Here is a 26,376-nt window from a genome sequence, read left to right on the forward strand (position 1 = left end):
ATTAGTTCTTTAAATTTTTAAGCTTTGTGCCCGTTACATCAATATCTCATCAATAAGAACAGGTGGTTCAAATATGCCCTTTTCAGTAATAAGTGCTGTGATGTTCTCCATGGGAGTTGCATCAAAGGCCGGATTATAAACATCCACATTCTTAGGTGCTATCTGGACATCACCAATATATCGTAACTCGTCCGCATCTCTCTGTTCTATTGTCACGGTATCCTCCCAGCCATTAGGATCAAAGGTCGAGACCGGTGCTGCAACATAGAAAGGTATCTCATGTTCCCTTGCTACGATGGAATGGGTGTAGGTCCCTATCTTATTGAAAACAACGTCCTGTGTTATCCTGTCGGCGCCCACTATCATCTTATCGACCATTCCATGTCTCATTACATGCCCTGACATGGAATCGGTTATCAGCTTTACCGGAATTTTATCCTGCATAAGTTCCCATGTGGTTATACGGCCGCCCTGGTTCAGGGGTCTTGTCTCACAGGCTATGACACTGATCTCCTTCCCTTTCTCAACTGCCGATCGAATTACTCCCAGGGCAGTCCCCCAATCAACACAAGCCATTCTTCCTGCATTGCAGTGTGTCATCACAGTGTCGCCGTCATCCAGCAACTTCTGTCCATACTTTCCTATGGCCTTGTTTATCTCCACATCTTCGTCTGCTATCCTGATCGCCTCGAAGACAACGATGTCCTTGATGCTTTCAAGATCGTAGGAATCTTCTGTGGCCTTTAAGACCCTGTTCACGGCCCATGCAAGATTAACTGCTGTCGGGCGTGTGGCTATGAGAGTGGAAGCAGCTACTTTCAGGTCATTGAGCAGCTTTTCCATTGAGTCCGCACTGCTAAGTGTGACCGCAAGTGCCATTCCAAACCCTCCTGCGGCTGCAAGTGCCGGAGCACCTCTTACCCGGAGGGACCTTATAGCTTCACAAAGGGAAGCAAGGTTCTTACATTCAATGACATTAAGTTCTACTGGCAGTAATGTCTGATCGATCATCACGACACTTTTGGATTCATCGTTCCAGTCTATTGTTCTCATGTGGATCACTCAAGACCTTAACGAAGTTTCCGAATAAAAAAGTATTCAAGCTTGGACGTTTGTTCTGAATGGTCCATGCTTCTTCGCTCGGATTTCTTCTGTTACTTACCACACTTCATTTATATATCTCAGCTGACCTATTATCTCTGATGACAAAAACTCTGGTAGTTCACGATCCAGTTCATAAGACCATCATCCTCTCTGAATTGGAACAGCTTCTTATCGGTACGCCTCAACTTCAAAGACTTCGTGGCATTCAGCAGCTTGGTCTTGCCGATGTAGTATTTCCGGGTGCGAACCACTCCCGTTTTGAACATAGTCTTGGAACAATGCATACGGCAGCTCTTCTGGGCAGGTCGGTAGGACTCGACAATGAAGATATTATGAAACTAAGGCTTGCAGGCCTTCTTCACGATGTAGGTCATTCCGCTTTTTCACATGCTGTGGAAAGTGTATTGAAAAGGGATCCTGCGATACAGCTAAAGATGTGTGAGAATTGTTTTGTTGATCATGAAGCTTTTACAAAATATATCATATCAGAGGTAATTCCTGAGGACAACATAATTGCGAGATATGTTCGTGATGAACTGGGGTATGATCCCTTTGAGTTCTTCAATGAGGTGTCGAAGATCGCTACGGGTGATCTATCCATTGAAAAGCCCTATCTTTCTCAGTTGATTTCAGGGGATATAGATGCTGATCGTATCGATTTTTTACTTCGCGATTCTTACCATACAGGGGTATCCCTCGGGCTTATTGATGTCGATCAGATAATGCAAAGTCTGTGCATTGTGAATGATAATGTGGTGTTCGGTTCTCCTGGCTCGGGTAGTTTTGATGAGGAACTTACATTGGCAGCAGCGGAATCGATGCTTATCGCACGTTCTCATCATTATACTGCGATCATTCATCATCCTCGTACTCAAGCTGTCAGGGTCATGCTTCTTTATGCGCTGGAGATGACCCTTCAGCAGCAGAAGGAGTTATTTGGGGATGAGGCCGTTGGAAATATGGTCGCGGATTTCTTTACTACCTATAATGATGCAGATCTGCTGAATTTTATCAATGCGAAGGGGGGTGAGGTGGCAAGGGGTCTGTTGCAGGATATTCGTGATGGGCAGATCTATGTTCCGGTTGCCCGGTCCAATCAGAAGACGCTATTTCCGGGTACAAGGATGGCACTTTCGACCATTGCACGCAGTGGCAAGGCTACAAGGATGTTCGAAAATGAGCTGGAAAAGAGGTTGGGGGATGTGCTTGTCGATCTGAGCATCGCAACGGGGGTCCCTAAAAGTGCCAGGGTGATGGTTGGCGGGAGCGAGAATTTCTTCTACGATGAGTCTGCTCTGGCAAACGGTCTGGTCCGTGCGATATCCCGGCAGATGTCATTGACCGTTTTCACTCATCCCGATGTTGCCATTACCTCGGAACTCTCTTCTGCCCAGGTGGTAATGCATGATATTGTGGATGACCTCTCGCCGAAACTGCTTCATTTCATCAGGGGGGAGCAGTACCTTCCCATAGAGGGCTTGATCCTTCTTCTTTATGCTATTCATGAAATGTTCGAGGAAGTCCACGATGGCTTTGTCTCTATCCCGCGTATAAGGAACATCACCTGGTTGTACAAGAAGGTTGCATTTTTCACAGAGGACATCAGGTTAAAATACCTGTTCGACTATGAGTTCCACACAAGATATGGTTTCCTTTACAGCAACAAGGTCTATGAGGACATTCAGTTGCTGGTAGCTATGGGGATCGTGGATGAGGACCTGCGTTATTTTGAGAAGGATGGCAGGTTCAGGCAGCGGTATGAATATGTGTTGACAGATGCAGGTGTGCAATATGCGGCAGATCTTGTTGATCCCTATCAACGTGATTATAAAATAATCACTTCCGATCTTACAATGAACAAACATTCCATTCCCCGTGATATCGTTACAATGCCATTGGCAAGATTTCAGAGCGATCGGGAAAAGAGAACATCAGGTGCGAAAAAATGAAATTAGGCGAGATAGTGCTGTTAAAGACCAGCCATAAGGGTAAGATCAGAGAATTTATCACATCGGTATCTGATGAGAAGTTCCACTCGGATTTTGGCATGATAGAAATGTCAGAGTTGCTGGAAAAGAACGAAGGGGATACGGTGGAATCTCATATGGGCCAGACCTTTGTCATCCAGCTTCCAAGGATGCCGGATTTCTTCAGGCATGCAAAACGTACTGGAACGCCTATCATGCCCAAGGATATTGGTATGATATTGGGCTATACCGGTCTCAACAAGAACGATACTGTACTTGATGCCGGCACAGGCTCCGGTATTCTTGCCATGTATCTGGGCTCTATTGCAAAAAGGGTGCTCAGTTTTGAGGTAAGGGATGATTTCGCGGAGGTTGCTCGTGAAAATATCCGACGTGCAGGTCTCGATAATGTGGAAGTGCGATGCGGTAATATCGTTGATGAAGTTAAGGAACTCGATGAGAAATTCGATATTGTGACGCTTGATACCATCGATTCAGCGACAATTGTGCCTTATATTCCTTCTATACTGAATCCCGGTGGTTTTCTTGTCACGTATTCGCCTTTCCTGGAACAGACGGCACAGATCAGAAAAGCAATAGCTGAGATTGATTTCTTTGAGGTGAGGACGATTGAATGTATCGAACGTGCAATGTCCTTTTCAGATCGTGGTACACGTCCTTCAACATCCAGGGTCGGGCATACCGGATATATCACCATTGCCAGATTGTGAGGATATTATCTGACCCCATCTGCGGTTATGGTGAATTCGCAGGTGGTTCCTTCCGGGCGGGATCGATGTTTCCATATCTTTGCTCTGCGTCTTCCCGTTCCGGTCTTCTCAAACTGAATTATTGTTTTCGAGATATGCTCAAGACTACTGCCGCCTATTGGTTTTAATGAATTTGATTTGATGTCTGAATAGACCTGATTGGTTATGACCACAACTATGTCGCGTTTTCGTGCGAGACTGTGGAGGAATCCTATCTGATTTGAGAGCTCTCTTCTGGTCCTTATGCTTGAATCCTCATCATCAAGTTCGAACCTATAATATGCTGTTGCAGAGTCAACAATAATGACCCCGACGTTCTCTGTGCTTATCTTCTCGGTTTCCCTGACCGCAGAATACTGCTCTTCAAAGCTATGGGGCTCAAAAATGATTATGTCCTGGGCGATCTTTCTTGCGTTCTCGCCGGCTATCTGTTTGAATCGATCTGCAGAGAGGCCTTCGGTATCGATGAATATTGCTTTTTTCCCTTTCTTAACACATTCGATGGCAAGTTGCAGACAAATATTGGTCTTTCCGCTACCTGCTTCTCCGAATATCTGAGTAACGACCCCTGATTCGAAACCGCCTCCCAGGAGCTCATCTAGAGGCTTGCAGCTTGATGGTAACTGTTCTTTTATTGTCTTCACCTCGATATGGATTAACTGCTATTATGGAATTTATGATATACATCTTTTGGCAAAGGGATGTTCTCTTATGGTAGTTCTGTTATGTAGATTGTGTACTCCTCTTTAACAAATATGGTTATCTATTCGATATTACATGTGGTAACAAACATGGTAATCAATAATTCAATTTTTTCATTATAATGATGAGTTATTCATGTATTCATTATCACATTTGTTACCAGTTATGATCTATTAGTATCCAATCATGGGGGCAAAAAGCATTATTAAGTGAGAGGACTATAATGCTAATTTGCTCAAGTAGAGACCTTTCCCACATTATATGCGGGCTATTGGTGGCGTTTAATCATTTAATGCCTTCATGGGGAATGGATGTGAAAGGTCTCTTGCTTACGTATTAAAATCTAATGGAAGGATGATCAATGTCTGATATTATAATTTATACAACGGAAACATGCCCGAAATGCGTTCAATTGAAAAATGTATTGAAGTCCAACAACGTAGCTTTCACTGAAGCGGACATGTCAACTCCTGAGTCCCTTACAGAACTACGCTTAAACGGTGTTTTCACTGTAACTGCTCCGGTATTACAGATAGATGATGACTTTCTTACGTATGAAGAGCTATTCAACAGTGATGGGGTCGATCTTGGATCACTGAAGAGTATATTATAAGGGATGTGGTCATGTGCAATCGGATACAAAAGCTATAGTTGATCCCGATAAGGGATTTGAGAACGGTGCAGTGGGATCTGCACAGGATAAAGGGTCATTAGAGGCTACAATGATGCCACTTACAGAGCCACAGTCTTTGCAGCAGACTCTTGACGGTCATTTCATTTCGACCATGCCAAAGGTTCGTACCACTGATGGCCATATGGTGAACTGGGACCGCAACATCGTGGTCAATCAACTATTAAAAGAGACAACTCTTAGTGAGTGGTATCATAACATTTCTTCAATTTCAAAAGATGAGGCACATGATATCGCAAAGGAAACGGAAAAGCGTATTCGTGGCATGAACATCAAGTTCCTCTCTGGTCCTCTTATCAGAGAACTTGTGAATATGATCCTGCTTGAACGTGGTCATCTTGAATGGCGTAATGTCTCTACAAGAGTAGGTTCACCTGTTTTCGATGCATGTGAGATCGACCAAGGTTCAGGCTTTGAGGCCAATGAGAACGCCAACCTTCAGGAAAATGCGGAAACATCCCACAAGAAGAAGGCTGACAAGATCTCCAAGGAACAGTATCTCCTATTGCTTCCTCCAAAGATAGCCGATCTTCACCTTAATGGTGATCTTCACATTCACGATCTTGAGTACTTTGGTACCCGTGCTTTCTGTCAGGACTGGGACCTGAGGTATTTCTTCTACTATGGTCTGATGCCCGATGGATCAGGTGCAAAGGCAAGTGTTGCAGGTCCGGCAATGAAGGCCGAGGTCGCAATGTTGCACGCTGTCAAGGCTCTGGGAAGTGCCCAGACCAATTTTGCAGGCGGACAGGGATTCTACAATTTCCTGACTTTCTGTGCTCCGTTCTTCGAGGGCAAGCCCTACAAGGAGATCGAACAGTTGATGCAGATGTTCGTCTATGAGATGACACAGATGATGGTTGCCCGTGGCGGACAACTTGTGTTCTCATCGGTACAGCTATCTCCAGGTGTTCCAAAGATGTGGAGGGACAAGCCTGTTGTTTACAGGGGTCGTGTCTGGGATGGTACCAATGGTACCGACAAGCGTGTCTATGGTGACTATGAACGTGAGGTAAGGCTGGGGTTCAAGGCAATGATGAACGTCATGCTCGAGGGCGATTACTGGGGCAAGCCGTTCAATTTCCCGAAACCTGAGATCTCCATTGAACCGGATTTCATGGAAGAGGATGAGATGTTCAACCGTGCAAATCCGGAACTCCCAACCTATGATGAACTTTACACCATGACATTCGAACTGACCGCAAAGTATGGTACTCCCTACTTTGATAATCAGCTTCCTGAATACCGTGGTGCTGGAGAAGGCATCTCCTGTTACCAGTGCTGTGCTTACCAGTTCTCAGCAAACGCAGATTCAGATTCAGATTTCGATGAGAAAATGTACTTCAATGAGGGAAAACATTTCTCAATGGGATCCTGGCAGGTAATTTCACTGAACTGTCCAAGAGCTGCATATCTGGCAGAGAACGATGATGAGAAACTGTTCTCTCACCTGAAACACCTCATGGATGAGGCCATGGAGATCTTCCAGACAAAGGTCAAATGGTTAAAGCCTATCATTGAAAATGGCAGGATGCCATTCGCAACCCAACAGCCAAAGGACCCTGTTACTGGTAAGAAAGGTGCGATAGCGGTCGATATAGATTCACTGGTGTTCACCATTGGTGTTATTGGTATCAATGAAATGGTCCAATATCACACCGGTTCACAGATGCATGAATCCAGGGATGCTTTTAAGCTGGCTATCAGGGCAATGACCGAGATGGATATATATAGCAAGGAACTTTCCCAGAAATTTGGTATGGAGATAGCTCTTGCAAGGACACCTGCCGAGACTACCGGTCAGAGATTCTCTGTTTCCGATCTGCTTCATGAAGAGTTCAGGGACAAGGTTATCTCAGTCGTCAAGGGTGATGTAAAAGCAGCAGTTGAGGGTGTAAATAATACTCATGACCTGCCCATCTATTACACCAATGGTACTCATGTGCCACCAGGAGCTGATGTTTCACTGGTCGACAGGATCAACATCGAACATGTGTTTTTCCCTATAGTGGACGGCGGAGATATCATGCATATCTGGATGGGTGAAGGTTCACCGGATGCTAAGGGTCTGAAAGATTTCGCTATGAACCTTGCGAAGAACACTCAACTAGGATATTTTGCCTTTACTAAGGATATGAGTGTTTGTATGGATGATTTCCATATGATGGCTGGCCTGAAAGATGTCTGTGAGAACTGTGGTTCTGATAACATCGAGCAGCTTTCAAGGGTCACCGGTTATATTCAGGCAGTGGGTGGCTGGAACGCTGCAAAGAAGCAGGAACTGGAAGACAGAAAACGCTACAATTCAGCCGATATGGTCTGAAGTTCAGGTTGCTTGATATTAAATGGATGTAAATTTTGGGGAGGTAATCCCCATATCAACCATTGACTGGCATGGAAAAGCGTCAGTCGTTCTTTTTTTACGTGGCTGCCCTTTCAGGTGTCCTTACTGTCATAACTATGAGATATTGACAGTTCCCGATATGGTCGATGTGAAAGAGCTTGAGAAAAAGATAGAGAATTCTCTTATTTTTGTAAGCAGTGTTGTATTTTCCGGTGGGGAACCACTGGCTCAGAAGAATGCAATTATGCATCTTGCTTCCTATGCAAAGAAAAAGAAGCTGTTCGTGGGTATCCATACGAATGGCTATTATCCTGATGTCGTGGAAGAATTGATGGATCTAGGTCTTGTGGACAAGTTCTTCATTGATGTAAAAGCCCCTCTTGACGATCCGGAAATGTATGGAAAGGCTATCGGATATGGTAAATATTCTGTTGTTCCCGATCCTGTCGATGTTGTGGAAAAGGTCAGGAGAAGTCTCTCTATAATTACTGAAAAAGGTATGGAGTATGAACTTCGCACCACAGCGATACGCGGTTTCATAGGCGAGCCGGATGATATTGCAAAGATCGCAAGTTCGATAGCTCCATATCTGTCCATGTCGAGTGCTACCTATGTGATTCAGCAGGGAATACCTGCAAACGCAATGGATGAGAACATGCGGGATATTGTGCCTTTTTCACGCGATGAGATGCTGGAACTTGCAGGGCGTGCCCATGAATTTGTCGATAATGTGTGGATACGCACAAAAGAGAAGGGTAATGAGAAGGTTAACTTCGAATCAAACTGAAGTTTAAGTAAAAACTTTATATGTTCGGGATATCTCTTTGTTTATGAAGTCAAGGGGAATGTATCCATGAAACGAACACATCTATTCCTTTTTATTCTACTATCTCTTTCGGTCATAGCAGCAGGTTGCACGGGCTATGAGAGTTCCAGCGAACAATCTGTCTATCCTGAAAGTGATATGTTGTCGTATGATCTTGAAGAAACATCTACTTTTGATGATGCCTCATCTTTTAAGGTGACTGACAACGGCGCAGCATCTCAAAGCAGTGTCACACGTAAGGTAATTACCACATCTTCTGTTTCCATTGAGGTAAAGAACACTCCTGAAGCGCTGGATGATATAAGCGATATCGCGGATGAGTTCGATGGATATGTGTCTTCCTCTTCTGTTTATACCCGATACGGGGATGATGAGGGTATGTATGGTTATATCACTATACGCGTTCCTTCGTCTGAACTTGACAAGGTGCTGGATACTATGGGTGACCTTGGTAAAGTGACCTCCGAAAGCACAACTGCTTCTGATGTTACTGAGGAATATATCGATGTGAGTGCACGCCTTTCCAATCTGGAGAAGCAGGAGACTCGTCTTGGTGAGATCCTTGAGATGTCCACGACCGTGGAAGAGGTCCTTTCAGTTGAGAAGGAACTCGGACGTGTGCGTGGTGAGATAGAAAGTCTGACTGGCAGGCTCAATTATCTTAATGATCGTATCGATCTTGCGACCATCAATGTCGATGTGAGTGAGCCTCGTAATATTACACATTCATGGGGACTACGTGATGCTTTGTCCGATTCAGTACGTGGTTTCATAGGCAGTGTCAATGGTATCATCGTGTTCATCGGAGTTGCTATCCCAATCGTGATATTTGTAAGTATTGTGGGAGTAATGCTTATTTTACTTAAGAGGAGGGTCTGGAGATGATCCTCTTTTTAGACATTACTACTAAATATTAAGAATATAGGATAAGCGTATGGAAAGGTCAGACCTGATATCAGGGATAAACGAACGTGAGCTCATAGGTCATCTGTGTTCTGTTTTTTCTACGAAGAAAAACCCTGCCGTCATGGAGGGCGCGGGCTCGGATGATTGCGCTGTTATAGATATCTCTGATGAGGACTGTCTGGTGATTACGACCGATATGTTGCATCGCAAGACCGATTTTCCTGAGGTCATGAGTGCATGGCAGATAGGCTGGATGGCTGCTGCTGTGAACTTAAGCGACATAGCTTCCATGGGTGCAACTCCTGTGGGTTTCCTTTCCGCCCTTGGTATCACGGATGATATGGAACTTGGATTCGCTGAGGACATTGCACGCGGTATGGATGCCTGTGCAAGCTTTTGTGATACTTCTGTGATAGGCGGTGATATCGACCTTCATGATGAACTTACCATCACAGGTACTGCTCTTGGCAGGGTGAAAAAAGAACATCTTTTGAGAAGAAGTGGTGCAAGACCTGGCGACCTTGTCTGTGTTACCGGGAATGTCGGCTCAGCCGGTGCTGCACTGCTGGCCTTACAGCAAGGATTTGATGTAACCGATAATTTGCTGAACACTTTACTGGAACCCGTACCGCGTATAAAAGAAGGACAGATGCTTGCCAGCACCGGTGGTGTCACCTCCATGATGGATACCAGCGATGGTCTGGCCATGTCATTATATGATCTGGCAGAGGCTAATAGCATCGGTTTCAAAATATTCGTAGAGGCTCTTCCTATCGATGATGAGGTTCTAGCCCTTGTCGGACATGACGATGCCCTTGAACTCGGACTCTACAACGGCGGGGATTTTGAGCTGTTGTTCACTGTTTCACCCCCAATGCTGGACAAGATCAAATCCGTTTGTTATTTAAATGTTGTAGGCGAAGTTACTGACGACACTTTAATATCTATAATGAAGAGCGATGGGCTCGAGGTTTCGATAAATCGAAAGGGTTATGTACATATGGGGAGATTTGATAACTTATAATCATATAATATTTGGAGAAATTATCAATGAATAAACATTTTAAATTTATACTAATAAGCTTGCTCATTCTTGGAATGGGTTGTGGGGTGGCAATGGCTGCACCCACAATAGATGGTGCGACTCCTCCGTCACCTCACGCTAGTGAGGTTGGAGTGCAAGTAGATTTTTTTATCAATATAACTGAAACTTCTAATGTTACATGGTATGTGGATGGTATATCCATGGCGACTGTAATTGGGGTAACTGATAGTACATATTCTAATAGTACCGCATCAGTTGGTCCTCATACAGTAGTTGCAAATGCTACATCTGCAACTGGTAGTACTGAAGAACCCTGGGCTTGGACAGTTACAGCTATACCTGCACCGCTGATAACTTCGAATGATCCATCTTTGACTTTCAGTAATAATGTAGGTGATTCCCAGACATTCACGATTGATATTGATCAGACTGTTGATGTAAATTGGCTTTTAGATGGAAATTTAGTTTCCAGTAACTCTTCTGTGATCACTTCTTCTTACACTAATAACTCTGCAGAATCTGGTATTTACAATCTTACTGCATTTGTGACCAATGCTAATGGAACTGACCAAGCTATATGGGATTGGACTGTCGATACTGCTGCACCGGAGATAACCTCTAATGATCCATCTTTGACTTTCAGTAACAATGTAGGTGATTCCCAGATATTCACGATTGATATTGATCAGACTGTTGATGTAAATTGGCTTTTAGATGGAAATTTAGTTTCCAGTAATTCTTCTGTGACAACTTCTTCTTACACTAATAATTCTGCAGAAATTGGTACTTACAATCTTACTGCATTTGTGACCAATGCTAATGGAACTGACCAAGCTATATGGGATTGGACAGTATCTGCAATTCCTGGTCCACAGATAACCTCTTTTGATCCATCGGATTTGAGTTTTGAATCTATAGAAGGGACTCTTCAGGAATTTAGCATAGAAATTGATCAGGTTTGCGATGTTACATGGTATGTGGATGGTGGTTCACCTGTAACTGAATCCTCTGTGACATCGTCTTTCTATAATATTACGAATCCTTCGACTGGAACTTATAATGTTAGTGTAAATGTTTCCAATGTAAATGGTGTTGATTCTGAAGAATGGGCATGGACGGTCCATCCAGTAACTTACTACTCTGGTGACCGTATCTGGGATGTAAATGCTGGACAGTCCCTTGATTACACCTGGGATGCACTAAGTTATTCCGGTTTCTTCTATGACCTTGAATCCGGTCTTGGTTCAGAAACGATGACCATCCATCTTGACAGTGATTCCGACAGGAACATCGGAGACGGGGATCTTGAATATGAAACAACTCCTGTGGAAACTGATTTCGAGTATGATGACTGGGGATCTTACGAGGTCATTGGTTTCATGGCGGAGAAGTACTTTGCAGGATATACTTCCGATTCAGACATTTCAGATGAATCAATAAGCCTGATGTCCAAAGGTCATCTGGCAAAGGTGCTCATCGATACCGATGATAAGCAGTCCGTCTATGGCGGTGCAGGTCTTGTACTTGAGGAAGGCTATGTGCTTAATATTGTAGAGCTTGATGTGAATGGTGACCGGGTCTTCGTTTCTCTCTCCAAGGATGGGGATGAGGTGGATGAATTGGTAGTCTCCTCTGGCAATCCATATGTCTACGAAAAAGATCTCGGAGATGTTGATGATGTGCCTATAATAGCAGTGAACTTCGCTGAAATATTCAGTGGAACCGAGACGAGCGCTGTTTTCATTGAGGGTATCTTCCAGATATCTGATGAATACGAGGACATTAACAGGGGCGATGAATACGGTTCAATGGAAGTCAAAACCATAAGTTCTGAAAAGATCAGGATGGAGAATGAAGACACTATCGATCTTGACAAAGGCGATATTGCCGATATTATGGGCAAGCTCAAGTTCATCGTTGCAGACGACAATGACCTCCGATTTGCACCATTTGTCGACATGTCCGAGCCGGGAACATATGAACTCAGGGGTACAATTGCTGAAAATGAAGGTCTCACATGGACTCCTCTTAATTTCGAAGGGTTCTATTACAACATCGATGAGGGTATCGGCACTGAAAAACTCAATCTGACTTACACCGGCAGAACAATTGGTGATGATAAGCTTGTTTACTCAACCAGTCCTTCAAATGTCAGCTTTGAACATTCTGACTGGGGTTCATACAATGTTATTGGTTTCATGGCAGAGAAGTTCTTTGCAGGGTATCCGGATAACGAGTTCACTAATGATGTAAGCATGATTTCTAAGGGTCAGCTTTCAAAGGTACTGATCGATGATGATGATAAAAGATCAATTTTTGGTGGTTCATCGATCATCCTTGAAGAAGGATATTCACTGGACATTGTTGAAGTGGACATGAATGGTGAACGAGTTTTCGTTTCTCTCTCCAAGGATGGGGATGAAGTCGATGAATTGGTAGTTTCCTCTGGTAAGACATATGTCTACGAAAAAGACCTAGGGGACGTTGATGATGTGCCTATTATTGCAGTATATTTCAAAGAAATATTCAGTGGACAGGAATCAACTGCTGTTTTCGTAGAAGGTATCTTCCAGATCTCTGATGAATATGACGAGATAAACACTGGCGATAACTATGGTGAGATGGAAGTAAAATCTATCAGCTCCACAAAGATCGAAATGAGGAACGATGATTCCATCTCTCTCTCAGAGGGAGAAGAGATCGAGATCATGGGCGAGATCAAGTTCAAGGTGGCAGATACTAATGATGATGTGCGCTATTATCCATTCGTTGAGATAAGCACAGCACCTGCCGATTCACTTGATGTGGAGGTCGAGCCTGAAATTGTCAGTGAAGGTGACAAGATAACTGTGATCGTGACATCACGTGGTTCCCTTGTCAACGGTGTAACCGTGAAGTCGGGAAATATCGTGCTTGGCACCACTGACGATGAAGGTGAGGTTGACTATACTTTCCATGCAGATGGGGATTACACTATTACTGCTGAAAAGGATGGTTATACTAACGGTGAAGCATCCCTCGAAGTGATCTCTCCGGATGATGAGTCGAGGAAGATGAGCATTGAATTTTTACCTGAAGTAATCTATGAAGGCAATCTGGTAACTTTCACAGTTGTCAAATCCATTGGTGGAGATGCCCTTGAAGATGTGAATGTTACCATAGACGGAAAATCTATTGGTGGGACTGACGGTGACGGTGTTGTGACCGATGTCCTGAGGGAGATCGGCATGCACAAGATAACTGCCGAGAAGGAGGGTTTCCTTAAAGCAGAGGAAAATCTCGAGGTCAAGGAGCTTGAAGCAAAGTTCGAGTTTAGCAACCTTTTGGTCACTCCTCTTGAGGTCAAGACCGGAAAGGATGTGAAGGTCAATTTGGATGCTGTCAACAATGGCAAGGCTGCAGGATCTTACACAGTAGAGCTCCTTGTCAATGACAACACTACTACTACACAGGAGATCTCACTCGGTGTTGGCGAATCCACTCCGGTGGAGTTCGAGTACACTGCCGGTGAACCGGGGACATATCTTGTGAAAGTAGGTGGCATGACCGCAACAGTTGAAGTGGTTAAGGGAACAAGCACAGTTACCTACCTGATCGGTGGTGTAGCAATTGCGGTTCTTGGTGGGGCCGCCTATCTGTTTACTGCAGGTGGCTGGACCGTATCAACAGCAGGTGCAAAAGCAGGTGAGGCAGCAGCAGTACTTTCTGAGAAGCTATCCAGCTTGCTTTCAAGGGGCAAGTAAGGATACATATATATGATGTTGCCGGCAAAGGTGTCGGCATACTCTCTTTTTTTATTTCTGATCTTCTCTGTTTTCATTTAGCGATAAGCAAAGCTGATCGTATAGTTTCAATCTATTAAAAAAAGTAGAAATTTAAGATTCTTTACTCTATCTTGCGTGCAACAGCTTCTATAGCCTCGATAACACTGTTCTTCGGCATTATTGTCGCAACAGGGATGCGGATGATCTTTTCTATTGTGGGGCTTACTATCGGCGCACATACAAGGGCTTTCGCTCCTTCCCTTTCAGCACGGACAGCGGCGATGATGGCCTCTTCCATTGTGGTGGCGGAATATTCTCTGATGGTGCAAAGCGTCCCTCCGATCTTCCTCTTTGTCTCACTGATATTATCCAGCACAGGACGTGCAGCGATGACTGCAATGAAATCTCCCTTGTCGGAACCTTCGATGGTTCTGATGGTTTTAACTATCTGGCGGAGTGTTCTCATGTTCGGTTCCCTGTTTCCTGACATGAGCTTATAAAGTGTACTTGGTGGAATGTTCGCATACTCCGAGAACTCAATGGCTGTAAGTTCAAGGTCTTCCTTGATGACTTTCAACAATGTATGCTGGAATGCTTCATCCGACTCAAAAGCCGCATCTATCACTTTATTTGCAACGCTTATACTCATTCCTCCAATAAAATATATTAACTCTTTTAGGATATATTAAGCTTTGTATTACTACTTTTAGGAAATAATCCCGGTTGATACAACAATCTATAAATAGGGTCTTCTGATGAAATAGCATGATAGTAACATATTTATTAATGGAGGGATCGATCTGAAAAAAATCACAGCAATTACATTCATATCTATCATGCTGGTTGCAGCAGTATTCCTGTCAGGATGCACTTCTGCACCAGATGATGGAACTTTGACCGAAATTAACATTGGCTATCAGCCAAGCACACACCAGATATCATACATGACGGCTTTCGAGAATGGCTGGTGGCATGAGGATCTTGCACCATTTGGCATCACGACCATAAATGAATTTGAGTTTCCTACCGGCACTCCTGAAATGCATTCAATGATCGCAGGAAACATTGATGTTGCATACGTTGGTGCAGCACCTGTTATTTCCGCACTCAGTACTGGACTTGATGCAAAGATCGTCGCAGCAGTGAACACACAGGGTTCCGATCTTGTACTCAGAAATGAGTTCAAGTATGATGGTCCTGCAGACCTTAAAGGTCTAAAGATCGCAACTTTCCCACCGGGAACGATACAGGATACCATCTTCAAGGACTGGTTGATCGAGAACGGTCTTGAACTTGGTACAGATGTCGAAGTTGTCGCAATGGGTCCTGGGGACGCAACCGCTGCTCTTGCAGCAGGTCAGGTAGACGGTGTATTCCTGCCACACCCTGCACCAACGTTCATTGAAGCGGAAGGTTCCGGTCGTTCAGTTGTTGCATCCGGGGAAATACTTGCAGACCATGCATGTTGTGTGCTTGTGGTCAGTGGGGATCTTATCAGGAACAACCCTGAACTGGTCGAACAGATCGTAAAGACCCACATCAAGGCTATAGAGTATGATAATATCAACATCGAAGATGCAGCGAACACATTTGCTAACAAGCAGGGTGTTGACAATGCAACTGTCCTTCAGTCCCTTGAAAACTGGGATGGTGTCTGGTCAGCTGACCCACGTCCGCTTGTGAATTCTACAGTAGAATACGCAAACTTCCAGTATGAGCTTGGTTATATCGACAGCCAGCTTACAGAAGAGGATATCTTTGACGTGAGCTTCTACGAGAAGGTCTCTGAAGAGTAAATAGCAACATACATTAATGAACAGAACATTTAACCGCCGGAATTGAGGGTTATGTCCCTCGATCATCGAAGGAGGTATCATGAGTAAAGCCGGCACAAAAGGACTACGTGAAAGAGGGATTGAAATATTATCCGTTACGGTAGCCATTATCATATGGCAACTGATAGCAGACCTCGTGGTAAACAATAAGTTCATCCTGCCAAGCTTTACTGATGTTCTGTTCGCTTTTATCAGGATAATTGAAGGGGGTGTCCTCTTCACTGATCTTGCAACAAGTCTGCTTCATTTTGGAATTGGAATTATTTCTGCACTTTTAATAGGGATTCCCATAGGGGTGGCCATGGGCTGGTTCAAGACTGTGAACCGTGCATTGGACCCTCTGATCGAGATAATTCGTCCTATTCCACCACTTGCATGGATCCCCTTTGCCATAGTCTGGTTCGGTCTGACCCACACTTCCGCAGGGTTCGTGGTCTTTATTGGGGCGGTCTTCCCTGTTATTATCAACACATTCGATGGCTTCAAAAGTGTTCCGAAGATCTATGTGGAAGCTGCCAAAGTGCTGGGCTGCATGAGCAGTGGGTCGCTTATACGCCACGTTGCATTACCGTCTGCCCTGCCTTCAATTGCTTCAGGCATCCGTATTTCAATGGGTGTCGGTTGGATGTGTCTGGTCGCAGCGGAGATGTTCGGCGTAAGTACGAACGGGCTTGGTTACAAGATCTGGTGGCACTACTATCTGCACCAGATGGATTTCGTTCTTGTTTATATGCTGATACTTGGCTTCCTGGGCCTTTTCATTGATAGACTGTTCAGGTGGTATGTTGATGGACATCTTCTTAAATGGCGTGCAGGAGTTGTGGTATAATGGGTGAGGTAAAAGTCTCCGGTATCTCGGTGGCGTTTGAGAAAGAGAACGGTGAGTCCACCCTTGCACTTGATAATGTTGACCTTGAAATAAAGGACAAGGAATTTGTCTGTTTCATAGGTCCTTCGGGCTGTGGAAAAACAACACTTCTCAGGACCATCGCAGGGCTTGAAAGACCGGATAAGGGGCAGATAACCCTTGATGGTGAGGATATTACCATTCCGGATTCGACAAGAGGGATGGTATTTCAGGAGTATTCTCTTTTCCCCTGGAGGACTGTCATCCAGAACATTACCTTTGGGCCTCATATGAAGGGTATCTCCAAGAACAAAACACTTGAAGTGGCTGAAAAATACTTAAAGCTCGTAGGCCTTGAACAGTTCCGGAACAGCTATCCGTATGAACTCTCCGGTGGAATGCGGCAAAGGGTGGCCATTGCACGAGCTCTTGCGAACGAGCCCAAGGTCCTTCTTATGGACGAACCGTTCGGGGCTCTGGATGCACAGACAAGGAACACCTTGCAAAAAGAGCTGCTTCAGGTTTGGGCAAAGTACCAGATAACAATCGTTTTTGTGACCCATAGTGTGGACGAAGCGGTTTTCCTTGCGGACAAGATCGTTGTGATGAGCGCAAGACCTGGCAGGATCAAGAAAGTCATAAACGTTGATCTTCCAAGACCTAGGGAAAGGACAAGTTCCGAGGCAAATGAGTTACGTAACCAGCTTTTGAAAATGCTGGCAGAAGAGCGGCGTAACTAACTTTAACAAATGTATTACATCTCGGAACGAACAATAAGCTTTGTTCCGGATTCTATTTCTTTTATAGCGACCTTTCCTATAAGCTCTAAAGCAGTAGCAGCTTTAACGAACTTTACCTGACAACCTGGTCTGATGGACATTCCATTTCCACATATTGCCGATCCTCCAACCTTTACGTTGTCAAGCATTGTAAGATCATTCACAATCTCAATGTTCCCGCTTATCTCACAACGTGTGCTTATGAGGGCATCATTTGCTTTGATATTACCTTTAACCAATGATTCTTTTCCAAGTTGTAGTGATCCACTTACTTCCAGATCTTTCCAGAAGTTCGCACCAAACCCTACGATCATGTTACCATCTATCTTGATGCTATTTTCAAAGAAGGCTTTTCTACGGATAATGTAAGTATTTGTATCTGCATGGTATCTGATAAATTTCTCATCCATCTATATCCACATCCGTGATCTTGAAAGGGTGATAGCTCTATCTCATATATATGTTCTATCAGTGCTTTAGTTACTGTCTTTTTCTTTATATATTCTATTGTTTTCTATCAGCATCGATCTCAGTATGCTTTAAACAGAACTTCTTCCAGTTCTCTCTTTGGAACATGATGGCATCCGTTCTCATCACGCCAGTATCTAATATCATGCTCTTCTCCGGTTTCCTCGATAACGATCTCTTCTGCCGGGATGCCCATTGCCAGTACCAGCATGATCTCGAGTTCGGGAGGTACCTCAAGTTCATCTCTCAGCACTTCCTTGTTAACAGAACCAATGACACAGCTTCCAATACCTTTCTCCATGGCCGCAAGGCGTATGTTCTGCAAAGCAATTCCTGTGTCATATCTTGCATCGGGTCTTATTCTCGTATCATCGAGTATGATGATGTAAGCGGCTGGTCTTTCACCTTCAGCAGGTCCTTTCCATTCGTGAAGATATCCTGCCCATCCAAGCTGTTCGAATATTATTGCGTTTGTTCCCGGATCGGATGAAATGATATATTTCAGTGGCTGGCTGTTGGTAGCTGAAGCTGAGACTCTTGCAATATTGATAAGTTCTGTTAACATTTCTTTTGAAATAACATCGCTCTGTTTAAATCTTCTATAACATCTTGTCCTGAGAACAAGTTCACTTAGCATTTGTTCACCTCATATTGTCATTTGGTTGAGTGATCTGAATAGATATTAGTTAAAACACTAGATACATTACTATAGACTTTAAAATCTATTTTTAGGTCTCTTGAGGTATTTTAAATTGTTCTCCTATGTCCTAATATATTATGTGAATAATATTACATACGGTACATCTAAATTTTGATCTACTACTAATGTAGGTTTAAATGTTGATATATACGTGGTTAACTATGTTCTCTAACAGTAATTGATATTGGATGGATCATTGGTGACAAGAAATCTTATATTATTTCATGTAAGTGCAGATGGGACCATATTAAGCTACAACTCTTCTGAATGCGTGCAATTACTCGTAGAGCCTGAATATTTCATGGGCAAGAACATAAGTGATATTTTACCTTCAGACGTTTCCGAGAAAGCGAAAAGCTGCATCAAAGACGTTATGATCACAGGCGATATGCGCGATATGCAATATCAACTTCAGTTAGGGGGAGAATTGCATGATCTTGAAGCTACATTCGTTCTTGAAAGCAAAGACCGTCTTATAGTGATCATAAAGGATGTAACAGAACAACTGTCAACTCATAATAAGCTTGTTGAAAGTGAAAAAAAGTATCGTCTCCTTGCTGATAATACGATCGATGTCATCTGGCAACTGGATATGTCTTTGTATTTTACTTATGTCAATCGTTCAGTGCTCGATGTTACAGGGTACTCGGTAGATGAAGTGATAGGCTCTAAACTTTCGATGCTTTTTACACCGGAAGAATTTGGCAGAGTTATTAGCCTTATCAATAATGAAAAGTGTAAAAAAGGCGAAATTCTTTCTTTTGAAACATATCTTATCCGCAAAGATGGTACTTTGCTTCCAATTGATATTACTGGCAAGATTGTTCTTAATGAAAACCAGCTTCCTATCTGTATTCAGGGTAGGACAAGGGACATAAGTGCATATGTTGAAGCAAGGAATGCTTTGCTTGATAGGAACAATCGGTTCAGGTCCTTGTTCGAGAACTCAAACGATGCGATCTTCATTCACACCTTTGATGGTACTATTCTCGATGTGAACAACAAAGCATGTGAACTCATTGGTTATTCAAAGGATGTCTTCAAAACCAAAGATCTTCGGTTTCTACTTCCTGATGGTCTTGAATACGAGGCAAAAGAACATCTGGATGATGTTATTGGAAACAGTTCGTCCAGATTTGAATCTCGTTTCAAGAAAGCCGATGATAGCATTATTGATGTCGAGGTAAGCGTTTCAGTTATCGATGAAGATACAAAGATCATGCAGGGAATTGTCCGCGATATCACTGAGCGAAAAAATGCAGAAAAAGAGCTTCAGGAAAAAGAAAATCGTTTTGAAGCATTGGTTGCTAACATTCCGGGTGCAACATATCGTTGCAAACATGATGCGGATTATACCATGGAGTATATCAGCAAAGAAATAACTGCGATGACAGGTTATCCTGCATCGGACCTCATTGGGAGTTCAGTCCGCACTTTTGCCAGTCTTATCCATCCAGATGACGTTGAAATGGTAGCTAATGCCATAGATAGGTCCCTTACAGAAGAACGTCCTTATTTTACGATCCTGTATCGTGTTCTTGATTCTCAGAGTAATGTTCATCATGTGTTCGAAAGAGGCAGGGGTATCTTTGAGAATGGGAAGTTGATGTTCTTTGATGGTATCATCTTTGATATAAGTGATCAGAAAGAGATGGGCCAGAAAATTCGGCTTTTCAAGACCATCGTTGATGGGGCTGGATATGGTGTATCCATAAAAGATGTCACTGGCAAGATCATTTATGTGAATGAAATCTTTGCACAAATGCATGGCTTTGATACTGATGAGCTTATGGACTCACATATTTCTTTACTTCGAAATGATAATGCGGTCTGTGAAGGTGGGCCTCAAAAAGCTTCAAAAGGTTATGATATGAATGAAGTTCTCAGGGTCCGAAAAGATGGCAGTGAATTCCCGGCCCTCATGAATTGCTTTGTGATCATGGATGATAGCAACGAACCTGTATATTTCTCGAACACCGTGATCGACATAACTGAACGTAAAAGGTCCGAGCTTATCACTCATCAGGCAATGGAAGTGGCTGAAAATGCAAACCGGACAAAAAGTGAATTTCTTGCTAACATGAGCCATGAACTCAGAACTCCTCTTAATTCTGTCATAGGGTTTTCGGATGTGCTTTTAACTGAGAACTTTGGTCAGTTGAACGATAAACAGACCAAGTATATGAAGAATATTTCTTCCAGTGGAACTCATCTGCTCAATCTGATCCAGGACATCCTTGACATCTCCAAAATAGAGGCTGGAAAGCTTGGACTTACCTATGAGAAGTTCTCTGTCCCGCCCACGATAAATGAAGTTGTGTTGTCGATGTCGGACTTTGCTAAGAGCAAACAGGTTTCTGTCACGGTTCACAATAATGGAGTTGACATGATCACTGCTGACAGGACAAAGTTCAAGCAGATACTGTACAACCTCCTGAATAACTCATTGAAGTTTTCGACCAAAAATGGTTATGTGAAAATCCACACAGAGATAATCGATGACATGCTGGAACTATGTGTTCGGGATAATGGGGTTGGTATTCCAGAGGACAAGATGGGTCATCTGTTCGATCAATTCTATCAGGCGGATGCTTCCTCTTCACGCCAGTATGGTGGAGCTGGTCTTGGTCTTACACTTGTCAAGCAGTTCGCTGATATGCATGGTGGGGATGTGCATGTGGAAAGTAAGGAGTCTGTTGGGACTACTGTCTATGTGCGTATCCCAAAGTGATAAGTGAAAGTGCGGTTGCAGTAATATTTCCATCATTCTTTCCCCATGAACCATTGCTGTTCTGTCTGGACATTAGCCATTTGAGCGATGTGTCAAGTTCTTCTTTCAAACCGACAATAGCCAATGCCTGTATTACCAGATTGCTGGTCGAGATGAATTTCCAACCACCGTCTTCATCTCTCTCCGACAAGATCCATTTGACACGTTCTTCTATAAAGTCAGTGAAAGGCTTCTCTTTTGTCAGATCTTCCTGCTTTACAAGAGTGGTGATGATAAGGGATGTAGTGCCTACATGTTCCCATTTTTCACCATAGTTCTCAACAAGCCACTTGCACCCTTTCATTTCAGGGATGCCCATCTCTGCAAGGGCTATTAATGCATAGGTTGTGTCGTAAACATTGTTCTCCCATGAACCGTTGTTCTCCCTTTTTGAAAGCAACCATTGCCCATATTTCTCAAGGTCGAAGTTGGAAGATGCAAGGCTGGAACAAGCTCTTGCAGTCTCTCTTATTGAATTGTCCCAGTTGTTTTTACTTTTAAGCTGGATAAGTTTTGTAGGAAATTCATTTTCCACACCCCATAGTTTGAATGCAGTAATGAGGCGTGATAATTCCTTTGCAGTGGATATCTCCTGTTCTCTTATCCACCCAAATGCATCTTGTATCATCCCTTCCATGTGCTAAAAGATGTCTACATCGTTATTTAGTGTTTTTACTCTGGAAGTTTATGTTGTGATATATATTTTGGTGATCGGATGGTATAGAATAAGTATATGATGGAGATTAATGGAGATGGGGATCGTGGTCAAAAGAATGGTTGAATAAAAGAAATAAAGAAAGAAATTGATGACATGCACTCGTTTTACAAAGTACATGTCTTCTTAATATCATTTAACAAACTCTTCCACAGCGTCTACGACCTTGTTAAAGTGGATGTACCATTCTGAATCGCTCTTGATATCAATGTGTACGTGTCCGCTGTCTCCGGCAGCTGCAACTTCTGTCTCGATGGGTAATGTACCAAGCACTTTCACACCAAAGTCCTCGGCTGCTTTTGCAACTCCGCCTGAGCCGAACACATATATCTTCTCATTACAGTGTGGGCAGACGATTCCGCTCATGTTCTCGACCATTCCAATTACTGGTACTTTGATTATTTTGGCGAAATTGAGCGATTTTCGGACACTTGTGAGGGCTACTTCCTGTGGAGTTGTGACCACAATAGCACCGGTCATGTTACCGATCAGTTGTGAGATGCTCAGTGGTTCATCTCCTGTTCCAGGCGGAAGGTCAATGATAAGGTAGTCGAGCACTCCCCAGTCCACTTCTTCAAGGAACTGCTTGATGGCACTCATCTTTGCCGGTCCTCTCCAGATGACTGGAGAATCGTTGCTGTCAAGGAGAAGTCCTATTGACATTATTTTCAGATAATCATTAACTTTTACGGGAACAATACCTTTTTCACTGACCATGGGTTTTTCATTCTCCACACCGAACATCTTTGGTATGGTCGGTCCGTGAATGTCACTGTCAAGGAGTCCCACTGAGTATCCGCGTTCTGCAAGGGCTGCAGCAAGGTTGGCTGAGACCGTGCTTTTTCCAACGCCTCCTTTTCCGCTCATTACCATTATCTTATTCTTGATCCCTCTGAGGTTGGTAACGAGCTTTGGTTCCTCAGGCTTGGCATTTAGTAGACTTTCTGATGATTGGATATTGGATGACATTTTCATTCTCCTTGTGATAATGTTGTTCCTGTTATAGGTTATTCTGACCGTTTCTGGTTGTTGATGTCGACATAGTTTCCGCCCTTTATCTCAATAGCTTTACCTGTGGTCAATGCCAGTGCGATCTTTTTCCTTGCATTTTTCAGGTCTTCCCAGAATGCACGCCTTGAGATCCCCATTTTTGTTGCTGCTTCCTGTTGTTGCAAGTCTTCAAGATCTACTAGCCTCAGGGCTTCCAGCTCTTCTAATGCAAGAGAAACTACTTCCAGTTCAATAAGTTTTACTCCTCTTGGTTTGAAATAGAGTATATCGGGGTTACATTCCACTCTTCTAGGGTTTTTTGGTCTTCCTCTGCATGTCATAACATCTTGTATTCCCATCTTCTAACTTCTATATAATAAATTCCCAAAAGCTTTTTATATTTCTTCACATACGTTTAAAAACATTGATATTTGGTCAATTTTCAGAGTTTGAATGAACGTTTTTATCCCGGAGAGGCAAAAGGCTATTATGTATTTTCACAGTTAATATATTAGAACTTTAATTTTAGGAGATACTGTACATGGGTAAGGATATGTTGATGTGGGATGAGACTTTGTTCAAGGATGGGAATGTGCTTGAACTTGATTACCTTCCCGACCATTTTTCACACCGTGAGTCGCAGATGCAGTCTCTGATGTACAGTCTGCGTCCGGCCCTTCGTGGCATGCGTCCGATAAACAGTTTGATAAGTGGTCCTCCTGGTACTGGAAAGACCACAACTGTGTTGAAGGTCTTTAAAGAGATGAAAAAGCATTCGGATGATATTGTATTCATCAAAGTGAACTGCCAGATGGATTCTACGAAATTTGCTGTGATCACGAGGGTATACCAAGGTCTCTTTAACGTGTCCCCTCCGTCTTCTGGTGTTGCTTTCATTAAACTTTTCGAAAAGGTGATGAACTATCTTATCGAGAAGGAAAAGACGCTTGTGCTTTGTCTTGATGATATCAATTATCTCTATCATGAAGGGCATGCGGATGAGGTCATGTATTCCCTTCTCAGGGCACATGAACAATATCCGGGAGCAAAAGTAGGTGTCATTGCAATTGTGAGTGATACGGGGAAGCTCTATCAGTTCGACCCTAAGGTCAATTCCGTTTTTCTTCCTGAAGAGATAGCTTTCCCCCGGTACAATTACAGTGAACTTCAGGATATTATCGGGGGCAGAATAGATCTCGCATTCTATCCTAATGTGATGCTGGATGATGTGAGGGATGCGATAGTTGAATATGTCGATCTTTCAGGGGATCTGCGTGTGGGCATCGATCTTTTGAAGCGTGCTGGCCTGAATGCCGAGAGGCGTGCAAGCAAGACCATCCTGGTCGAAGATGTGGAAAGGGCTTATGAGACCTCCAGATTACTGCATCTTCGCAGAAGTATTCAGTCCCTCACACAGGATGAGAGGACATTGCTCTGCCTGATAGCAGAGATCCGGGATGTGCAGACAGGTGACCTTTACAAACTTTTCCACGAAAAGACCGATCTTGGGTACACACGTTTTTATGATATGGTCAATAAGCTTAGTGAAGCACGGTATGTGGATGCTGATTTTTCCGGTAAGGGTATGCGTGGCAGGACCCGTATAATAAAACCAAGATATCAGCCGGAAGATATTCTTAAGTGCCTTGAGTGAAAGGGGGATGTTGTTTCTGGAAATGAGAACTAAGGTCTGGCTGACCGAAGATGGAAAACCTATCATTGGTGCTGGGAAGGTAAAACTCCTAAAGGCCATTGATGAAGAGCGTTCATTAAGGAAGGCATGCTCAACACTTGGCATGTCCTACAAACATGCATGGCTGATCCTTAAAAAAATGAACGAGCGCGTTGGGCATGAAGTGGTGACCACTGTAAGGGGTGGTAAAGGGCAGGGAACCTTTCTGACCGATTACGGGAAACAGCTCATTGGTGAGTATGAGGAAAGCAGGTCCTTTCTTGATATGACCTTTGGGGATGAAACTTCTCTGGAAAACATCTCTTTCAAATTGTCTGCACACAACAAGTTGTCTGGACGGGTTGTCTATATTGAGAAAGGGGATCTCATTTCTAAAGTGAGGATCGAGATAGATCCTGAAGTTCTGACATCTATCATCACTTCCGATATGCTGGATAGACTCGATGTTCAGGAAGGCGATGAGGTATTTGCAATTATAAAGTCCACGGAAGTAGTTCTGGCAAAAGCGGATGGCAAGGCTGGAATGAAAAGTGGAACGGTAGATGGGGGCGAGTAAATGGCTTCTATAGATATTCTTTCATGGAATGTGAATGGCCTGAGGTCAATGTTAAAGAAAGGCTTTGTCGAATGGATGGAATCCACACAGCCGGATATTCTCTGTCTTCAGGAGACTAAGGCTACAGAAACACAATTGCCAAAAGAGCTGAGGCATATTCATGGCTATGTGCCTTATTTTTTCTCTGCTGAACGAAAGGGCTACAGTGGTGTTGGGATCTATACTAAGGTCCCGCCGCTCGAGGTAAAGTATGGGCTTGGAGTTCCACGGTTCGATAGGGAAGGAAGGACCCTCATTGCAGAGTTCGAGGATTTTGTTTTGTTCAATATATATTTTCCAAATGGAAAGGCTTCGGATGAACGATTGGAATATAAGATGGATTTCTATACTGCGTTCATGGAAGTTGCCGATTCAATGAAAGATACCGGTAAGAACGTAATCGTTTGTGGGGATGTGAACACTGCTCACAAGGAGATCGATCTCGCACGCCCTAAACAGAACGAGAGGTCATCGGGTTTTCTTCCGCAGGAGAGGGAGTGGATCGATACATTCCTGGATCATGGCTATCTTGATACCTTACGTATGTTCGAGCAGGGCCCTGGAAATTATACCTGGTGGGACATGAAGACCCGGGCAAGGGATAGGAATGTTGGTTGGAGGATCGATTATTTCTTTGCTAGCGGAGGCCTGAGGGATAGGATAAGGTCTGCTTATATTCTGTCTGATGTGATGGGTTCGGACCACTGTCCCATTGGGATCGAGTTGGAAACTGGATATATTCTATAAACTGTTTCCAATTTACGTTTTTTATCTGTTTTTCTTTGCTTTATTGGAAATATAAAGCTACAGCTACTTGCTCAGCTTTGTATTAATAAAAAAAAGTAGGTAAGGGCGTAAAATACGC

At 43.5% G+C, this 26,376-nt stretch carries 23 protein-coding genes; 15 read left to right on the forward strand and 8 right to left on the reverse strand.

The features are described from left to right. Positions 1 to 33: 33 nt before the first annotated feature. Positions 34 to 1,053, reverse strand: a complete 1,020-nt coding sequence (locus PBV53_RS00325) for an S-methyl-5-thioribose-1-phosphate isomerase (RefSeq protein WP_270095222.1) — start codon at positions 1,051 to 1,053, stop codon at positions 34 to 36. Between the two features lie 149 nt (positions 1,054 to 1,202). Between PBV53_RS00325 and PBV53_RS00330 the strand changes: the two genes are divergently transcribed. Together PBV53_RS00330 and PBV53_RS00335 are read left to right on the forward strand one after the other, a co-directional pair. Beyond that, the gene (locus tag PBV53_RS00330) at positions 1,203 to 3,053 is read left to right on the forward strand and encodes an HD domain-containing protein (RefSeq protein WP_270095223.1); all 1,851 of its coding nucleotides are present in this window, start codon (positions 1,203 to 1,205) and stop codon (positions 3,051 to 3,053) included. Next, on the forward strand, positions 3,050 to 3,802 hold the full coding sequence (locus PBV53_RS00335) for a tRNA (adenine-N1)-methyltransferase (RefSeq protein WP_270095224.1): 753 nt from the start codon (positions 3,050 to 3,052) through the stop codon (positions 3,800 to 3,802). Before PBV53_RS00330 ends, PBV53_RS00335 begins: the two co-directional genes overlap by 4 nt. A gap of 5 nt (positions 3,803 to 3,807) precedes the next feature. Here the strand turns inward: PBV53_RS00335 and radB are convergent, their stop codons facing one another. Then, positions 3,808 to 4,485, reverse strand: coding sequence for a DNA repair and recombination protein RadB (gene radB, locus PBV53_RS00340; protein WP_270095225.1), 678 nt, complete (start codon positions 4,483 to 4,485; stop codon positions 3,808 to 3,810). 419 nt (positions 4,486 to 4,904) lie between these two features. Between radB and PBV53_RS00345 the strand changes: the two genes are divergently transcribed. The 6 genes from PBV53_RS00345 (at position 4,905) to PBV53_RS00370 (ending at position 14,098) form a co-directional block, all read left to right on the forward strand. Further along, complete coding sequence (locus PBV53_RS00345) at positions 4,905 to 5,156, forward strand: glutaredoxin family protein (protein ID WP_250866796.1); 252 nt, start codon at positions 4,905 to 4,907, stop codon at positions 5,154 to 5,156. Positions 5,157 to 5,265: 109 nt separating this feature from the next. Further along, positions 5,266 to 7,557, forward strand: a complete 2,292-nt coding sequence (nrdD, locus tag PBV53_RS00350; protein ID WP_270095742.1) for an anaerobic ribonucleoside-triphosphate reductase — start codon at positions 5,266 to 5,268, stop codon at positions 7,555 to 7,557. A gap of 22 nt (positions 7,558 to 7,579) precedes the next feature. Next, on the forward strand, positions 7,580 to 8,365 hold the full coding sequence (locus PBV53_RS00355; RefSeq protein WP_270095226.1) for an anaerobic ribonucleoside-triphosphate reductase activating protein: 786 nt from the start codon (positions 7,580 to 7,582) through the stop codon (positions 8,363 to 8,365). Between the two features lie 66 nt (positions 8,366 to 8,431). After that, positions 8,432 to 9,289, forward strand: a complete 858-nt coding sequence (locus tag PBV53_RS00360; protein WP_270095227.1) for a DUF4349 domain-containing protein — start codon at positions 8,432 to 8,434, stop codon at positions 9,287 to 9,289. A gap of 49 nt (positions 9,290 to 9,338) precedes the next feature. Beyond that, positions 9,339 to 10,334 carry a thiamine-phosphate kinase gene (gene thiL, locus PBV53_RS00365; protein WP_270095228.1) on the forward strand — a complete coding sequence of 332 codons (996 nt, stop codon included), beginning with the start codon at positions 9,339 to 9,341 and terminating at the stop codon, positions 10,332 to 10,334. A 26-nt stretch (positions 10,335 to 10,360) separates the two neighbouring features. Further along, complete coding sequence (locus tag PBV53_RS00370) at positions 10,361 to 14,098, forward strand: MA0829/MM1976 family S-layer protein (protein ID WP_270095229.1); 3,738 nt, start codon at positions 10,361 to 10,363, stop codon at positions 14,096 to 14,098. A gap of 142 nt (positions 14,099 to 14,240) precedes the next feature. Here the strand turns inward: PBV53_RS00370 and PBV53_RS00375 are convergent, their stop codons facing one another. After that, entirely contained in the window at positions 14,241 to 14,762 is a 522-nt protein-coding gene (locus PBV53_RS00375) for a helix-turn-helix domain-containing protein (RefSeq protein WP_270095743.1), read from the reverse strand. Between the two features lie 193 nt (positions 14,763 to 14,955). On the opposite strand from PBV53_RS00375, the gene PBV53_RS00380 reads away from it, so the two are divergent. The 3 genes from PBV53_RS00380 (at position 14,956) to PBV53_RS00390 (ending at position 17,541) form a co-directional block, all read left to right on the forward strand. Further along, complete coding sequence (locus tag PBV53_RS00380) at positions 14,956 to 15,915, forward strand: ABC transporter substrate-binding protein (RefSeq protein WP_270095230.1); 960 nt, start codon at positions 14,956 to 14,958, stop codon at positions 15,913 to 15,915. A gap of 79 nt (positions 15,916 to 15,994) precedes the next feature. After that, complete coding sequence (locus PBV53_RS00385; RefSeq protein WP_270095231.1) at positions 15,995 to 16,783, forward strand: ABC transporter permease; 789 nt, start codon at positions 15,995 to 15,997, stop codon at positions 16,781 to 16,783. Next, entirely contained in the window at positions 16,783 to 17,541 is a 759-nt protein-coding gene (locus tag PBV53_RS00390; protein WP_270095232.1) for an ABC transporter ATP-binding protein, read from the forward strand. The genes PBV53_RS00385 and PBV53_RS00390 overlap by 1 nt, the downstream gene beginning before the upstream one ends. 14 nt (positions 17,542 to 17,555) lie before the next feature. On the opposite strand, the gene PBV53_RS00395 is transcribed toward PBV53_RS00390, so the two are convergent. After that, positions 17,556 to 17,990: a bactofilin family protein gene (locus PBV53_RS00395; protein WP_270095233.1), complete on the reverse strand. Its 435-nt coding sequence runs from the start codon at positions 17,988 to 17,990 to the stop codon at positions 17,556 to 17,558. A gap of 119 nt (positions 17,991 to 18,109) precedes the next feature. Continuing rightward, on the reverse strand, positions 18,110 to 18,685 hold the full coding sequence (locus tag PBV53_RS00400) for a nitroreductase family protein (RefSeq protein ID WP_270095234.1): 576 nt from the start codon (positions 18,683 to 18,685) through the stop codon (positions 18,110 to 18,112). A 262-nt stretch (positions 18,686 to 18,947) separates the two neighbouring features. Here PBV53_RS00400 and PBV53_RS00405 point away from each other — a divergent pair, with 262 nt between their 5' ends. After that, on the forward strand, positions 18,948 to 21,479 hold the full coding sequence (locus PBV53_RS00405; protein WP_270095235.1) for a PAS domain S-box protein: 2,532 nt from the start codon (positions 18,948 to 18,950) through the stop codon (positions 21,477 to 21,479). On the opposite strand, the gene PBV53_RS00410 is transcribed toward PBV53_RS00405, so the two are convergent. The 3 genes from PBV53_RS00410 to PBV53_RS00420 all read right to left on the reverse strand — a co-directional run bounded on the left by PBV53_RS00410 (position 21,451) and on the right by PBV53_RS00420 (position 23,564). Further along, complete coding sequence (locus tag PBV53_RS00410; protein WP_270095236.1) at positions 21,451 to 22,155, reverse strand: prenyltransferase/squalene oxidase repeat-containing protein; 705 nt, start codon at positions 22,153 to 22,155, stop codon at positions 21,451 to 21,453. The genes PBV53_RS00405 and PBV53_RS00410 overlap by 29 nt on opposite strands. A 210-nt stretch (positions 22,156 to 22,365) precedes the next feature. Beyond that, positions 22,366 to 23,202, reverse strand: coding sequence for an Mrp/NBP35 family ATP-binding protein (locus tag PBV53_RS00415; RefSeq protein ID WP_270095237.1), 837 nt, complete (start codon positions 23,200 to 23,202; stop codon positions 22,366 to 22,368). Positions 23,203 to 23,240: 38 nt separating this feature from the next. Then, positions 23,241 to 23,564, reverse strand: coding sequence for a DUF134 domain-containing protein (locus PBV53_RS00420; protein WP_374708522.1), 324 nt, complete (start codon positions 23,562 to 23,564; stop codon positions 23,241 to 23,243). 200 nt (positions 23,565 to 23,764) lie between these two features. On the opposite strand from PBV53_RS00420, the gene PBV53_RS00425 reads away from it, so the two are divergent. Genes PBV53_RS00425 through PBV53_RS00435 form a run of 3 tightly spaced genes read left to right on the forward strand, consistent with a single transcriptional unit; the run spans position 23,765 to position 26,258 of the window. Beyond that, a complete protein-coding gene (locus PBV53_RS00425; protein WP_270095239.1) occupies positions 23,765 to 24,877 on the forward strand; it encodes an ORC1-type DNA replication protein in 1,113 nt (370 codons plus the stop codon). Continuing rightward, positions 24,870 to 25,472 carry a TOBE domain-containing protein gene (locus PBV53_RS00430; RefSeq protein ID WP_333482258.1) on the forward strand — a complete coding sequence of 201 codons (603 nt, stop codon included), beginning with the start codon at positions 24,870 to 24,872 and terminating at the stop codon, positions 25,470 to 25,472. The genes PBV53_RS00425 and PBV53_RS00430 overlap by 8 nt, the downstream gene beginning before the upstream one ends. Beyond that, positions 25,473 to 26,258 carry an exodeoxyribonuclease III gene (locus tag PBV53_RS00435; protein ID WP_270095240.1) on the forward strand — a complete coding sequence of 262 codons (786 nt, stop codon included), beginning with the start codon at positions 25,473 to 25,475 and terminating at the stop codon, positions 26,256 to 26,258. The last annotated feature ends 118 nt before the right edge of the window (positions 26,259 to 26,376 follow it).

It is taken from the genome of Methanococcoides alaskense (assembly GCF_027594145.1).
Classification (GTDB): domain Archaea; phylum Halobacteriota; class Methanosarcinia; order Methanosarcinales; family Methanosarcinaceae; genus Methanococcoides; species Methanococcoides alaskense.